Source organism: Flavobacterium sp. (assembly GCF_036741995.1).
In the GTDB taxonomy this organism is placed as follows: Bacteria; Bacteroidota; Bacteroidia; order Flavobacteriales; family Flavobacteriaceae; genus Flavobacterium.
On sequence record NZ_DAINRG010000027.1, the window covers coordinates 1 to 12259 of the forward strand.

10 protein-coding genes are annotated in these 12259 nt (G+C 40.5%); 5 read left to right on the forward strand and 5 right to left on the reverse strand.

Annotation, left to right across the window (positions count from 1 at the left end):
- The first annotated feature begins 151 nt into the window (after positions 1-151).
- The 4 genes from V7D82_RS09010 to V7D82_RS09025 all read left to right on the forward strand — a co-directional run bounded on the left by V7D82_RS09010 (position 152) and on the right by V7D82_RS09025 (position 6056).
- Positions 152-613 (forward strand): endonuclease domain-containing protein, encoded by a 462-nt coding sequence (locus tag V7D82_RS09010; protein WP_333600649.1) that lies wholly within the window; start codon positions 152-154, stop codon positions 611-613.
- 208 nt (positions 614-821) lie between these two features.
- Entirely contained in the window at positions 822-1706 is an 885-nt protein-coding gene (gene era, locus V7D82_RS09015) for a GTPase Era (RefSeq protein WP_333600650.1), read from the forward strand.
- Positions 1707-1862: 156 nt separating this feature from the next.
- Positions 1863-3170, forward strand: coding sequence for a ribosome biogenesis GTPase Der (gene der, locus V7D82_RS09020; RefSeq protein WP_333600651.1), 1308 nt, complete (start codon positions 1863-1865; stop codon positions 3168-3170).
- Between the two features lie 102 nt (positions 3171-3272).
- Positions 3273-6056, forward strand: a complete 2784-nt coding sequence (locus V7D82_RS09025; RefSeq protein ID WP_333600652.1) for an outer membrane beta-barrel protein — start codon at positions 3273-3275, stop codon at positions 6054-6056.
- A gap of 54 nt (positions 6057-6110) precedes the next feature.
- Here the strand turns inward: V7D82_RS09025 and V7D82_RS09030 are convergent, their stop codons facing one another.
- The 5 genes from V7D82_RS09030 to V7D82_RS09050 form a co-directional block, all read right to left on the reverse strand.
- Entirely contained in the window at positions 6111-6923 is an 813-nt protein-coding gene (locus V7D82_RS09030; protein WP_333600653.1) for a TPM domain-containing protein, read from the reverse strand.
- Positions 6923-7360 (reverse strand): TPM domain-containing protein, encoded by a 438-nt coding sequence (locus V7D82_RS09035; RefSeq protein WP_333600654.1) that lies wholly within the window; start codon positions 7358-7360, stop codon positions 6923-6925. The genes V7D82_RS09030 and V7D82_RS09035 overlap by 1 nt, the downstream gene beginning before the upstream one ends.
- Positions 7360-7968 (reverse strand): LemA family protein, encoded by a 609-nt coding sequence (locus tag V7D82_RS09040; protein ID WP_333600655.1) that lies wholly within the window; start codon positions 7966-7968, stop codon positions 7360-7362. The genes V7D82_RS09035 and V7D82_RS09040 overlap by 1 nt, the downstream gene beginning before the upstream one ends.
- Before the next feature lie 61 nt (positions 7969-8029).
- Entirely contained in the window at positions 8030-8362 is a 333-nt protein-coding gene (locus V7D82_RS09045) for a MerR family transcriptional regulator (protein WP_333600656.1), read from the reverse strand.
- Between the two features lie 37 nt (positions 8363-8399).
- Entirely contained in the window at positions 8400-9380 is a 981-nt protein-coding gene (locus V7D82_RS09050) for a peptidoglycan DD-metalloendopeptidase family protein (protein WP_333600657.1), read from the reverse strand.
- Positions 9381-9612: 232 nt separating this feature from the next.
- Here V7D82_RS09050 and alaS point away from each other — a divergent pair, with 232 nt between their 5' ends.
- Positions 9613-12249, forward strand: a complete 2637-nt coding sequence (gene alaS, locus V7D82_RS09055; RefSeq protein WP_333600658.1) for an alanine--tRNA ligase — start codon at positions 9613-9615, stop codon at positions 12247-12249.
- Positions 12250-12259 lie beyond the last annotated feature (10 nt).

Here is a 12259-nt window from a genome sequence, read left to right on the forward strand (position 1 = left end):
CAGCTCGTCGGGCTCATAACCCGAAGGTCACAGGTTCGAGTCCTGTTCCCGCTACTAGATAAAGGTCGTCCAACTTAGGACGGCCTTTTTTGTTTTTTTTAATTTAGGCTCCAGTACTTATTTGTTATTTTACTACAATAGCTTTAATGCCGTGAAAAAGAAAAACGACACAAAGAATAAGCAACATTCGGCTCCCCTCCTTGATAAGGAGGGGTGTCCACCAAAGGTGGATGGGGTGGTGGAAAAATCCACCTTCTTACCAATTCATTCCCTTCCTTATTTAAAATCCTTTAGGACTGAATTACGCAAAAACCTTACCCCGGCAGAAGCTTTCCTTTGGAAACAACTGCAAAAGGCAAAGCTTGACAACAGAAAGTTTAGAAGACAACACAGCATAGGTAATTATATAGTTGATTTTTATTGTCCGAGCGAACAATTGGCCATTGAACTGGATGGTGAAGGCCATTACCATGAGGCAGCTCAGCCATATGATGAAGAAAGGGACTTATTTATAGCCTATTTCAATATCAGGGTATTGCGCTTTGAAAACAAGCAGGTGTTTGATAATCTGGAAGCTGTTTTGGAAGAAATTAGAAAATGCTTTATAGAGTAAATACCAAGCCTGAGTAGAAAGAAAACCATTCTCTCTTAGCTAAGCAGAGCCACACTTTTTGAAAAAGGAACCACCCCGTCATAACTTCGTTATGCCACCCCTCCTTAAAAAGGAGGGGAGCCGCACGCTTTTATCTAACAATCTAAGTAGTCTAAAATGGCTATGAAGTCTAATTTATAAACTATCTTTGCACCGCAAATAGTCAATCATGGAACACAAAGCAGGTTTTGTAAACATCATCGGAAACCCCAATGTAGGGAAATCCACTTTAATGAACGCGTTCGTTGGAGAGCGTTTGTCGATTATTACTTCCAAAGCACAAACCACCCGTCACCGGATTCTGGGTATCGTTAATGGCGAAGATTTTCAGGTAATCCTTTCGGATACCCCGGGAATTATCAAGCCGGCCTACGAAATGCAGAAATCAATGATGGACTTTGTAAAGTCAGCCTTTGAGGATGCCGATGTGTTGATTTATATGGTGGAGATAGGAGAGAAGGAATTAAAAGACGAAGCCTTCTTCAATAAAATCATTCATTCTAAAATCCCGGTGTTGTTGTTGTTGAACAAAATCGACAAATCCGATCAGGAACAATTAGAAGAGCAAATCACCTTGTGGAAAGACAAAGTGCCAAATGCGGAGATTTATCCAATATCAGCCTTAGAGAATTTCAATGTAAAAGAAGTATTCGCGAGAATCTTAGAATTACTTCCGGTATCACCACCGTATTATCCGAAAGATGCTTTGACCGATAAACCGGAACGTTTCTTCGTAAACGAAACCATTCGGGAGAAAATCCTGTTGAATTACGACAAAGAAATCCCATACGCCGTAGAAATCGAAACGGAAGAATTTCTGGAAGATGAAAAAATCATCCGAATCCGTTCCGTAATCATGGTAGAACGCGATACGCAAAAAGGAATCATCATCGGGCACAAAGGAGCCGCTTTAAAGAAAGTCGGCATGCAATCCCGCGAAGACTTAGAAAAATTCTTTGGCAAACAAATCCACATTGAATTGTATGTAAAAGTCAATAAAGACTGGAGAAGTAACGCTTACCAATTGCGTCGTTTCGGATACAACCAGAAATAAGATTGTTGGATACGGCCTGTGGCCTTTAGATTATTAGATACGCTGCGCTCTTAGAGGAGTAAATTATCTAATAGCTATATATAAAATCCAACAATCCAATAATCTAACAATCTAAGAAGTCTAATTTAAACTATCTTTGCCCAAAATTAAAAACGCATGAACAATATTGTAGCCATAGTGGGAAGACCCAACGTAGGGAAATCCACTTTTTTTAATCGTTTAATCCAAAGAAGAGAAGCTATTGTTGACTCGGTTAGTGGCGTTACACGTGACAGAAATTATGGAAAAAGTGAGTGGAACGGAAAAGAGTTTTCCGTAATTGATACAGGAGGGTACATCAAAGGTTCGGATGATATTTTTGAAGCGGAGATTCGTCGCCAGGTAGAATTGGCGATTGATGAAGCGGATGCGATTATTTTTGTGGTCGATGTAGAAGAAGGCATTACGCCTATGGATGCTGAGGTGGCCAAGTTGTTGAGAAAAGTGACTAAGCCAATCCTTTTGGCAGTAAACAAAGTAGACAATGCGATGCGTGAAAAAGACGCTATTGAGTTTTATAATTTAGGGTTAGGCGAATACTTTACCATTGCCAGCATCAGCGGTAGCGGCACCGGAGATTTATTAGACAAACTGGTAGAAGTATTACCGGAATTGCCGGAAACCACCGAGGAAGAAGTACTGCCAAGATTTTGTGTGGTAGGTCGTCCAAACGCCGGGAAATCATCGTTTATCAATGCCTTAATTGGTGAAGACCGATACATTGTTACCGATATTGCCGGAACTACAAGGGATTCTATTGATACACGCTACAACCGTTTTGGTTTCGAATTCAACTTGGTAGATACTGCCGGGATTCGTAGAAAAGCCAAAGTAAAAGAAGATTTAGAGTTTTATTCGGTAATGCGTTCCGTGCGTGCGATTGAGCATTCGGATGTTTGTATCCTTCTGATTGACGCCACCCGTGGTTTTGAAGGACAGGATCAAAGTATTTTTTGGCTGGCCGAAAAGAACCGTAAAGGGGTTATCATCTTAGTAAACAAATGGGATTTGGTGGAGAAAGACACCATGTCAACCCGTGATTACGAAGCCAAAATCCGGGAAGAATTGCAACCGTTTACCGATGTGCCGATTATCTTTACTTCCGCCTTAACCAAACAACGTTTGCTAAAAGCCTTAGAGGAAACCGTAAAAGTATACGAAAACAGAAAACAACGCATCCCAACCTCCAAGTTCAACGACTTTATGTTGAAATTGATTGAAGCCTACCCACCACCGGCTTTGAAAGGAAAATACGTGAAGATTAAATATTGCATGCAGTTGCCAACGCCAACGCCACAGTTTGTGTTTTTTGCCAATTTGCCACAATACGTTAAAGAACCGTACAAGCGTTTCTTAGAAAATAAAATCCGCGAACACTGGGATTTTTCAGGGGTTCCGATTGATATTTACATCAGAGAGAAGTAATCAAAATGTTAAATTAAGTAAGAAAATTTTAGCATTACATACTAAAATCAGAAATTAGCCGTTATTATTTTTTAACCTGAATAATAACCGCTAATTTTTTTTATGCCAAAATCACTCTACCTTATTTGTACTTTTCTGGTCTGTTCGTTCTCCTTCGCCCAAAGCACTATTGCCCTCAAAGGGAAAGTCATCGATCAAACGACTAAACTACCCATCGAATCCGCCACCGTTTATTTAACCAAAGTCAAAGACTCTTCGGTGGTTGATTATACCATTACCAACAAACTGGGCGCTTTCAATTTTAAAATCAAAAAGAACAACGAGCCGGTTTATCTGAAAATCGCCTATATCAGCTATCAGGATTTTAAAGAAGATGTAACGTCTTTAGCAACCGATAAAGATTTTGGAACGATCGAAATGAAAGAAGCTGTTACTACTTTGAACGAAGTAGTGGTAAAGTCTGAAATTCCACCCATCAGAATTAAAAAAGACACGCTCGAGTTTAACGCTTCCTCTTTCAAAGTAGGTGCCGATGCCAATGTGGAAGCTTTGTTAAAACAATTGCCCGGAGTAGAAATATCGCCCGAGGGCAAAATAACCGTTAACGGAAAAGAAGTCAGTAATATTTTGGTTAATGGCAAACCGTTTTTTGGCAAAGACGGTAAAATAGCCACTCAAAACCTTCCGGCGGAAATCATTGATAAAGTGCAGGTGGTTGATACAAAAACCAAATCGGAACAAATCTCCGGAGAGGCTTCAAGTTCGCAGGATAAAACCATTAATCTCACCATACAGGAAGACAAAAACAAAGGTTTCTTTGGGAAAGTTGTGGCCGGTCGTGGTTCGGATAAACGCTATGAATCCAGTTTGCTGCTCAATTATTTCAAAGGCGAACGCAAGCTGAGTGTTCTGGCGTCTTCCAATAACATCAATTCTGTGGGGTTTTCTATGGATGAGATTTTTGACAACATGGGCGGAGGACGGAATGCATCCGTTTACTATAATGATGACGGAAGTTTCGGAGTCAACAATATGTCGTTTGGCGGAAGCGGTCGCGGGATAACGCAATCCAATTTAGTGGGGATTAATTACCAGGACAAATGGTTCAAAAAAGTGGATGGCAATGGAAGTTATTATTTTTCGAATGCAGAAAACGAAAACACAAACAGAACCGACAGAATTAATTTATTGCCTTCGGGGAAAACGTTTACCAATTCGACTATGTTTAACAGTAGTATCAACAATGCCCACAATGTGAGTTTTGATTTTGAAATAAAGCTCGATTCTACGGCCACCATTGCCATTTCGCCAAAGTTTGCCAAAAGCTTCGTCAGAAAGCGATTGACCAAATCACAAATGACTACCGACGAAACGTTGAATGAATTGAACAGCAGCAGCAATGAGGATTATACTGAAAATGAAAACTCCAATTTTAGTATCGATGCCAGTTTTAGCAAGCAATTCAAAAAGAAGAAAAGAGGAATGGTAGTGAATTTCAACACCGAAATTCAAAGACAGGATGATTATGTCAATACCAATTCGGCCACGCTTTTTACAGACAGCACACCGGATGACATTCGAAAGCAAAACAAATTTGGCAAAGACAAGAATGATTTTATCAAACTGGAAGTGCGGTATGGCGAACCGATAGCCGATTCGCTTCGCTTGAGTCTGACTTCGGAACTGAATTACCGCAAAACCAAAAACAGCGCGAATACCTTTGATTTTGATACTGCAACTAATGCTTATTCCGATTTTAATGACGAGCAATCCAACCTGACCAATTCAAAGGTGACCAGTTATTTCCCTTCCACCGGAATCATTGTAGACAAATCAAAAATAAACGGAAGAATCAATATTGGTCCGGAATTCATCCATTTTGAAGCCCAATCCAATTACTTAGGGTTGGCTACCAATAGAAATAAAAACTATGTTTTCCCAAGAATTAAAGGCTATGTCAGTTGCAACATTGACAAGTCAAAATCAATCTACGCCAACTATGAGTTTAATGTGGATGTGCCCGAAGCCAATCAGGTTTTGCCAATTGAGGATTTATCCAATCCTTTAAACACCGTGAAAGGGAATGACGGCTTGCGCCCGACACAGGTACATAATGTGTACTTTAACTTTAACAATTACGATTATGCCAGTCGGTCTGGGTATTTTATGTATTCGGGCTTTTATTTAAAGAAAGATGCGGTGGTTTCGTCTACGATTTATGATGCCAATTTTAAATCGATTACCACCTATCAAAATGTGGATAAAAGCCTGAGTTCCTATTTGGGAGGCAGTTGGAATAAATCGTTTAAAAAAGAAAAACGAACCTTCCGTTTTGGCACCGGACTTAATTTTAATTACAATATTGATCAGGGGTTAACCAATGCTGTTTTGTTTGAATCCAGAAAGTTTGAAATCAATCCGAGAGTTAATTTGTCCTGGAGTATTGATAAATTAATTACGATCGCGCCAAGCTATCGCTATACTTTTTCGGTAACCGATTATAAAAATTATGACATAAGCAGCGCCGATAATTTTCAGCACAATGCCAAAATTGAAATCACTTCGTACGTTCCTAAAAACTTTGTGATTGGCAGTGATTTTGGATACACCTACAACTCCAGCATAGCCGAAGGATTCAAGAAGGATTTCTATTTGTGGAATGTGAGTTTGGGGTATAATTTCTTCAAAGACCAATTGTTGGCCAAAGTCAAAGTCTATGATTTGTTAGACCAAAACTTAAACAGCAGCAGAACCATTACTTCGACAGCGATTATCGATGCTCAGAATACGGTTTTGAAACGATACGTAATGTTTTCATTGACCTACAAACTCGAAAAGTTTGCCGGGAAGAAGAAACAGGAAGGCGGTATCTTTATAGAAGAATAAAAACAAAAAGCTCGGTCAACTTGACCGAGCTTTTTTATTTGTATAAAGAGTGGTTTACCAACTGCCACCGGAACCACCACCAGAGAATCCGCCACCGCCAAATCCGCCACCGAATCCGCCGCCGCCAAATCCACCTCCGGAACTTCCGCCACCAAATCCGCTTCCACCGCCAAAACCGCCACCGCGACCCAGACTGCTTAAGAGGATGATATCGGTTAAACTCATGCCGCCACCGCCACTATTGCCGGAGTTGCCACCATTGTTACGGTTTTTGGCAATGATAATAATGATGATGATAAAAATGAAGATTATCGGAGCAATAGGAAAATCTTTGTCTTTCTTATTGGCTTTTCGGGTGCCTTTGTATTTGCCTTTGAAAACATCAAAAAGCGCATCGGCGCCTTTGTCTAAACCGTTGTAATAACTTCCCGCTTTGAATTCAGGGATGATAATGTTTCGGCAAATTTCGCCACCAATTCCGGCGGTCAATCTATCTTCCAATCCGTAACCGGGAGAAATCCAGATTTTATGTTCTTTTTCGGCTACCAGAATAAAAACACCGTTGTCTTCTTTGGCTTGACCAATACCCCATTCATGCGCCCATTTCGGTGTTAAAATCCCAATGTCTTCGCCGTTAATGGTTGGCACTGTAGCCACCACTATTTGCGTTGAAGTGGAGTCGGAATAGCGAATGAGTTTTTCTTCTAATTGGGTTTTCTCCTGTGGACTTAACAAATTAGCGTAGTCATACACCGAAGTTTGCATATCGGGCTTTTTCGGGATGGTAAATTGCGCAACACCAAGTTGGGTTACCAAAAGACAAACGAAAAGCGTCAGGATTTTAGTTGAAGTAAATAGCTGTTTCATTATCCTTTTGATATTTCGTTGGAAAGTTCGTTGGTATCGTCATCTTGGTAGGGGAAATGTGTTTTGAGCTGCTCCCCGGCTTGTAAAATACCGTCAATCAGGCCTTGCTTAAAATTCCCGTTTTTGAAATGGCCCAGCATGATATCTTTAGTGGAATCCCAAAAAGTGTTGTCTACTTTTTCGTTAATCCCTTTATCACCATAAATAGCAAATTGCTTGCTTTTTACGGCTACATAAATAACAACACCATTGCGTTCCTGGGTGTTCTCCATCTGTAATTGATGAAAAACTTCCACAGCTCGCTCAAGAGGAGCCATGGAAGTTTCTTTTTCTATATGCACTCTAATTTCACCGGAAGTATTTTTTTCGGCTTGGCCAATGGCAGCAACAATAGCTTGTTCCTCTTCTGCGGTTAAAAATTCTTCTACTTTAGACATTATTTAGACTCTTCTTTTTTGTCAAAATTGAATTTAACATCTGGAGCTTTATCAGCACCGGTTACTGCTTCAAAATATGGTTTTTCTTTAAGGCCATACATATTGGCGAAGATGTTTCTAGGGAATGTCAGGATGTTATTGTTATAGGGTTTAACAGCTTCGTTAAAACGAGTTCTGGCTGTTAAAATTTGATTTTCAGTGCTGGTGATTTCATCCTGTAATTTCAAAAAGCCTTCATTAGCTTGTAAATTCGGATAGTTTTCAACGGTCATTAATAATCTTGATAAAGAAGATTGAGCGCTGTTGAATTTTTCCAATTGTTCCGGGGTAATTTTAGAAGGATCAATTTTGGTTTGCGAAGCTTCAGCACGAGCTTTCACGACTGCTTCTAAAGTTCCTTTTTCATAGTCAGCTTGACCTTGAACACTTTTGACCAAATTCACAATCAGGTCATTTCTTCTTTGGTAAGCCGTTTCCACGTTCCCCCAACTTTCTTTAATTCCCTGCTCCATAGTCATCGCATTATTATAAATCCCAGTGGCCCAGCTATAGATTCCAAAAATCACAACTACGGCAATAATCCAAGGTAAAAATTTTTTAAAGTTCATGTTTTTCTATTTAATGTTTATTATTTGTTTTTAAATGGTTCTCAATGTTACAAAATCAAGCTTATAATTGATTTTTGATGTTTACTAATTGCAGTTTAACGCCCTCCAGCTTGCTGATGATTTCAAACTTGTCTAAGGTTTTCTTTTGGCCTTCTTTCAAATGGGTTTTGGCACCATCCAAAGTAAAGCCACGCTCTTTTACCAAATGGTAAATCAATTGCAGGTTTTTAACGTCTTCCGGGGTGAACATCCGGTTGCCTTTGGCGTTCTTCTTAGGTTTTAGAATATCAAATTCTTTGTCCCAAAAACGAATCAGGGACGTGTTCACATTAAAAGCTTTGGACACTTCGCCAATGCTGTAATACCGTTTGCCTTCTTTTAGTTCTATCTGCATAGTTTTATATTTTTTAACTGTCAACTGTGACTGAACACTAGTCGAGAGACTGATTTTCCTGATTGGCTAATTTAGAAATAGCTGTATACTCTGCTGCCGAAATATTGCCGTAATAAAAATTCAACGGATTGACCACCTTTCCGTCCTTGTGTACTTCGTAATGCAAATGGGGCGCTTCGCTACGGCCGGTGCTGCCCACATAGCCAATAATATCGCCACGTTTGACACGTTGTCCGGCTCTGCATTTGTATTTGCTCAAATGCCCATACAAGGTCAAATAGCCAAAACCGTGATTGATTTCGATATGATTCCCAAACCCTGATTTTGAGTTGTCGGCACTCACTACGGTTCCGTCACCGGTGGCAAAAATGGGCGTTCCTGTTGGCGAGGTGAAATCCATCCCTTCGTGCATTTTGCGGACTTTGGTAAACGGGTCACTGCGGTATCCAAATCCGGAAGCCATGCGCTTCAAATTCTCATTCTTCACGGGTTGTATCGCCGGAATCGCCGCCAGTAATTTATTTTTTTCTTTGGCCAGTTTCAAAATCTCATCCAACGATTTGGATTGTATGGCCAGTTCTTTCGAAATCACGTCCACGCGTTTCGAAGTATTCACTACCAATTCCGAATTGTCAAAACCTTCCAGTTCTTTGTAGCGGTTCACACCACCAAAACCGGCTTTTCTCTGCTCTGTCGGAATCGGAGAGGTGTTAAAATAAGCGCGGTAAATATTGTTGTCGCGGTCTTCCACATCGGTCAGAACTTCATCCACCTGATCCATTTTTTTGTTCAAAATGGCGTAACGCAGTTTCATCGTTTCAATTTCACGCGCCTGCAAACGGTCTTTCGGAGTTTCTAAAAAGGAAGAATTCAGTAAAATCACAAAACACAAAAAGCCAAATAAGGCAGAAGCCAATAAAAATAATCCGGCGTAACCCAATTTCTTGGACAATTTTGGTTTAATTTTCCGGTAAGCCAGACTTTCGGTATCGAAATAATACTTTACTTTCTTCGCCATTTTTTATTTTATACTATTTTTGTGCAGGTTTTAGAAAACAATGGTTATACGAACAAATTTAACAAATGTTTCAATCCGAATCTAATTTTATTTTTGGAGCGAATCGTTCGGGCAGTTTCAGTAAGCCATTTTCCTGCTCTTCGCTATACAAGGTGTCGCTACGATCAGGACTAGTCAGTAAACTATTTTTAAAATCTATGAATCTAAAGATCTAACAATCTAACCATCTGAAATGAAATCACAAGACATTCGCAAAGCATATCTCAATTTCTTTGAAAGCAAGGGCCACTTAATCGTGCCTTCGGCTCCTATCGTTTTAAAAGACGACCCCACCCTGATGTTTAACAACTCAGGAATGGCGCAATTCAAAGAATACTTTTTAGGCAACGGAACTCCAAAAAGTAAAAGAATAGCCGATACGCAAAAATGTCTGCGTGTGTCAGGAAAACACAACGATTTAGAAGATGTAGGTTTTGACACCTACCACCACACCATGTTCGAAATGTTGGGCAACTGGTCGTTTGGCGATTACTTCAAAAAAGAAGCGCTCGACTGGGCTTGGGAATTCCTGACAGAAGTTTTAAAGTTAGACAAAGACCGTTTATATGTTTCCGTTTTTGAAGGGAATCCTGCCGAGAATGTACCGTTTGACCAGGAAGCCTGGGACATCTGGAAACAATACGTTCCAGAGGATAGAATTATTTTGGGTAACAAAAAAGACAATTTCTGGGAAATGGGAGACCAAGGTCCGTGCGGCCCATGCTCCGAAATCCATATCGATTTACGAACCGATGCCGAAAGAGCTGCCGTTTCCGGAAGAAGTTTGGTGAATGCTGACCACCCGCAAGTAGTGGAAATTTGGAACAACGTATTCATGGAATTCAATCGTAAAGCCGATGGTTCCTTAGAGAAATTACCAGCTCAACACGTGGATACCGGAATGGGATTTGAGCGTTTGTGTATGGCCATGCAAGGCGTAACGTCTAACTATGATACCGATGTGTTCACACCGCTTATTGAAAAAGTGGAGCAAATCACGGGATTGAAATACACTTCGAACGAAGTCAAAAATATAGCAGAAGAACAAAACAAAACCAACATCGCGATTCGTGTGATTGTGGATCACGTGCGCGCGGTAGCCTTTGCTATTGCTGACGGACAGTTGCCCTCGAACACTGGAGCGGGTTATGTAATCCGTAGAATTTTGCGTCGTGCGATTCGGTATGGGTTTACGTTTTTGAATACCAAAGAACCCTTCATCAACAAATTGGTGGAAGTGTTAGCCAATCAAATGGGCGAATTTTTCCCGGAAATCAAATCGCAGCAACAATTGGTGACCAATGTAATCCGCGAAGAGGAAGCTTCTTTCTTAAGAACCTTAGACCAAGGATTGCAATTGCTGGAAAATGTAATTGCAGAAACCAAAGGCAATGAAGTACCGGGAGCTAAAGCTTTTGAATTGTATGATACGTTTGGTTTTCCAAAAGATTTAACGGCTTTGATTCTGAAAGAAAAAGGGATGTCGTTCAACGAAAGCGAATTTGACGCTTCGATGCAGGAGCAAAAAAACCGTTCCCGCGCCGCTTCGGAAGTTTCGACGGAAGATTGGTCGGTTTTAATTCCGGGCAATGTGGAAACCTTCGTGGGCTATGACCAAACGGAGAACGAAGTAAAAATCACGCGCATCCGTAAAGTTGACAGTAAGAAAGACGGTATTTTATACCAAATCGTTTTAGATAATACGCCATTCTATCCGGAAGGCGGAGGACAAGTGGGTGATAAAGGAACTTTAGTTTCGGCAAACGAAACCATTGACATCATTGACACCAAAAAAGAAAACAACCTGATTTTACATTTTGCAAAACAATTGCCTGAAAATGTAAACGCGAGTTTTGTGGCGAAGGTCAATACTGATTTAAGAACTTCGACTTCTAAAAACCACTCGGCAACTCATTTGATGCATTTGGCGTTGAGAAATATTTTAGGAACGCATGTAGAGCAAAAAGGCTCTTTGGTTAATCCTAACTATTTGCGTTTTGACTTTTCGCATTTCAGTAAAGTAACGGAGGAAGAAATCAAGCAAGTAGAGGACAGCGTAAATGCTCAGATTGAAGCACAATTGCAATTGGTAGAACACAGAAATATTCCGATTCAACAGGCAATGGCACAAGGAGCTATGGCCTTGTTTGGAGAGAAATACGGCGATACGGTTCGTATGATTGAGTTTGGCGACAGCAAAGAATTGTGTGGTGGAATTCATGTGAAGAACACGGCAGATATTTGGCATTTCAAAATCATTTCGGAAGGTGCCGTAGCAGCCGGAATCCGTCGTATTGAAGCGATAACCGGTGAGGCGGTAAAAGCGTTCTTTACCCAACAAGAAACGGTGCTGGAGGCTATCAAAGAAACGTTGAAGAATCCGCAAGATGCTATCAAAGCGGTGGTTTCGTTGCAAGAGGATAATTCGAAACTGAAAAAGCAAATCGAGCAATTGTTAAAGGAAAAAGCTAAAGGACTGAAAGGCGAATTAGCAGCACAGATACAGGAAGTTAATGGCGTGAAATTCTTAGCCACTCAAGTTGATTTGAATCCGGAAGGAGCCAAAGACTTGGCGTATGAATTGGGAACTTTAGGAACGAATCTGTTCTTGGTTTTGGCGACAGCCGAAGACGATAAGCCGATGTTGACCTGTTATATTTCGAAAGAATTAGTAGCCGAGAAAAACCTAAATGCAGGAACGGTAGTTCGCGAATTGGGGAAATTCATTCAAGGCGGCGGCGGCGGACAACCTCATTTTGCGACAGCCGGAGGAAAGAATGTTGCCGGAATCAACGAAGCGTTAACAAAAGCAATTGATTTTGTAAAATAAAAATCATTCA

What these genes read in the sequence shown, in the direction of transcription:
- era (WP_333600650.1), top strand. Translation starts at nt 822, where the DNA reads ATGGAACACAAAGCAGGTTTTGTAAACATCATCGGAAACCCCAATGTA.
- der (WP_333600651.1), top strand. Translation starts at nt 1,863, where the DNA reads ATGAACAATATTGTAGCCATAGTGGGAAGACCCAACGTAGGGAAATCC.
- V7D82_RS09025 (WP_333600652.1), top strand. Translation starts at nt 3,273, where the DNA reads ATGCCAAAATCACTCTACCTTATTTGTACTTTTCTGGTCTGTTCGTTC.
- V7D82_RS09030 (WP_333600653.1), bottom strand. Translation starts at nt 6,923, where the DNA reads ATGAAACAGCTATTTACTTCAACTAAAATCCTGACGCTTTTCGTTTGT.
- V7D82_RS09035 (WP_333600654.1), bottom strand. Translation starts at nt 7,360, where the DNA reads ATGTCTAAAGTAGAAGAATTTTTAACCGCAGAAGAGGAACAAGCTATT.
- V7D82_RS09040 (WP_333600655.1), bottom strand. Translation starts at nt 7,968, where the DNA reads ATGAACTTTAAAAAATTTTTACCTTGGATTATTGCCGTAGTTGTGATT.
- V7D82_RS09045 (WP_333600656.1), bottom strand. Translation starts at nt 8,362, where the DNA reads ATGCAGATAGAACTAAAAGAAGGCAAACGGTATTACAGCATTGGCGAA.
- V7D82_RS09050 (WP_333600657.1), bottom strand. Translation starts at nt 9,380, where the DNA reads ATGGCGAAGAAAGTAAAGTATTATTTCGATACCGAAAGTCTGGCTTAC.
- alaS (WP_333600658.1), top strand. Translation starts at nt 9,613, where the DNA reads ATGAAATCACAAGACATTCGCAAAGCATATCTCAATTTCTTTGAAAGC.